The 2,134-nt window shown below is 47.8% G+C and carries 4 protein-coding genes; all 4 read left to right on the plus strand.

What is annotated here, in order from left to right; translation table 11 throughout:
* The first annotated feature begins 116 nt into the window (after positions 1-116).
* Positions 117-347: a hypothetical protein gene (locus J1C49_RS21370; RefSeq protein WP_227447840.1), complete on the plus strand. Its 231-nt coding sequence runs from the start codon at positions 117-119 to the stop codon at positions 345-347.
* A gap of 57 nt (positions 348-404) precedes the next feature.
* Complete coding sequence (locus J1C49_RS21375) at positions 405-596, plus strand: hypothetical protein (RefSeq protein WP_227447841.1); 192 nt, start codon at positions 405-407, stop codon at positions 594-596.
* Positions 596-799, plus strand: coding sequence for a hypothetical protein (locus J1C49_RS21380; protein WP_227447842.1), 204 nt, complete (start codon positions 596-598; stop codon positions 797-799). The genes J1C49_RS21375 and J1C49_RS21380 overlap by 1 nt, the downstream gene beginning before the upstream one ends.
* 214 nt (positions 800-1,013) lie before the next feature.
* Positions 1,014-2,134, plus strand: a 1,121-nt coding sequence (locus J1C49_RS21385) for a DUF262 domain-containing protein (RefSeq protein WP_227447843.1), incomplete at its 3' end; no start/stop codon positions are given.

Raw genomic sequence — 2,134 nt, forward strand, 5'->3', positions numbered from 1 at the left:
AATGAAATGGAGACTGGAAACCAAGGCCGCATGAGGTCAGAAATCAACCGACGGATTCTCTGCAAAGCTGGAGGGAAGTCGGGTCTCAGGTCACCCATACCCATTCCATCTTCATCGTGCCGCCAAAGACGCTTCCACGGTTCAAGGAACTCGTTCGGCAAGACCTCAAGATTACCCGTGATCTACCCAAGACCAAGCACATCCTGACCTATGACTGCCAAAGGATGCATTGGGATCAGGACGATCTTCACCGCGTTCTGGATTACTCGTCCAAGTTCTATCGGTCCGGTTACGCCAAGACCTTTCCAGAAGACATTCGGTCTATCATCTTCAGCATGAATGGGTAGGTCCACTTCCATATAAATACATATGTAACAGACACTTATCACCAATGGAGTTTTTCAATGAACATCAACGAGTTCCGCTACCAATTATACATCAAGCGTGCCGTCCTTCAGGCACACACAACCGCGATGGACGACACGATCCTTGAGATAGAACGCGACGACGGTGACCCGGTCAGCGAAGACGACTACCGCATCAACGAAGAGGCGACGTTCGCCAAATATTGGAAGATCGTCTCGGAGGTCGAGTAATGGCAGTCATCTACGACAAGACGTACCGACCGATCCACCTCAACGTGGACGCTGATCTTCTTGGTCGCTTGGATGAGTATCGGTCGGCGTCAATGCCGCGCTCCCAGCACATCCACGCCGCTCTGGAGATGTATGTGGAACATCTACGCAAGAAGGGTGCGCGCAAGTCGGTCTGGACGATTCCACGACACATTGAAAGTTAGGAGTTTTTCGGCTGCAGGTTCCCATGCGCGAGAGTTTTGTCGCGACCGATGACCATCAACTCACCCTGATTTGTCAGTGAAACAGTAAGCTTTAGTGAAAAAATCCGCCCACTACGGCTCTTAAGTTGTGTGCTTGATCAACGGATAGCGCAGGCTTGAGACAAAGCTCATCAACAGCTAACGTGCCTTGCATTAGAGCAGGAGCCGCGCCTGAATGAAGACCAAAATTGTCCCACACACCGTGTCTGAACTTATCGAACTTAAAAGCAACAAGATGCTCACTGTTAACGCGGAGTATCAACGCGGAGCAGTTTGGAACCTAAAAGAAAAGCAACTCTTGATTGACTCTATTTTTCGAGGCTACCCCCTACCTATGATTTATCTTCACAAGAAGAAACAGTCGGTGGGAAAATATTCTAGAGATGACTTTGACGTAATTGACGGGCAACAGAGACTAAATGCACTGCATGAGTTTTTTGAGGGCGCTTTCTTTCTACTTGATCCATTAAGCAAGGCGCAGAAAGGCAAACTTCCAGCGTTCATCAGGCAAAAAAACTGTCCTTGGGCAGGGAAGCACTATGCCGAACTACCAAGTGACCTGAAAGAAGAAATCGAAAATTTCACAATATCCGTCGCCATGATTGAAACGGAAGAGGTTAACGAAGTTCGCGACCTATTCATAAGACTCCAAGGCGGTCAACCACTAAATAATCAAGAAACACGGGACGCCTGGCCAGGCGAGTTTACAGACTTTATCCTCAAACTGGGCGGAAAGCCTGAGGTGCCACGTTATCAAGGGCATTCCTTTTTTCAGAATATTCTAAAGATGAAACCTCGATCAGATCGAGGAAAGACTCGAATGCTCGCCGCTCAACTATCGATTTTGTTTCTTGAGCAACGCAGGTCAGGTACTTGGAGGCTTCCAGATATTAACAACCAAGCAATAAACAACTATTACTACGACAACTTGAGCTTCAATCAAAGCTCTGACGAGGCTCAGCAGCTGATCGATACGCTTTCACTTCTTGAAAAGATTCTAAGTGATCAAAATTTACCGAAGATGCGTGCCCATGATGCTATGCACGCGTTGCTTCTTACAGACGAACTCAACAGGAATTACGCACCGTCGTGGAAAGAACGGTTTCCAGTTGCTTTGGAGAGATTTATGAAGCGACTTTCCCTGGCAAAAAAGAATAACGACGAAGGCGAGTTCGACGAATATTGGATGGAGTACGGTCAATGTGACCTGAGACCCGACTTCCCTCCAGCTTTGCAGAGAATCCGTCGGTTGATTTCTGACCTCATGCGGCCTTGGTTTCCAGTCTCCATTTCATT

The sequence above is a fragment of the Cognatishimia sp. F0-27 genome (genome assembly GCF_020667845.1).
Lineage (GTDB): Bacteria > Pseudomonadota > Alphaproteobacteria > Rhodobacterales > Rhodobacteraceae > JAFMPQ01.

Excerpts from the sequence above, each read along its gene's own strand:
- J1C49_RS21375 (WP_227447841.1), top strand. The coding sequence starts at position 405 with ATGAACATCAACGAGTTCCGCTACCAATTATACATCAAGCGTGCCGTC.
- J1C49_RS21380 (WP_227447842.1), top strand. The coding sequence starts at position 596 with ATGGCAGTCATCTACGACAAGACGTACCGACCGATCCACCTCAACGTG.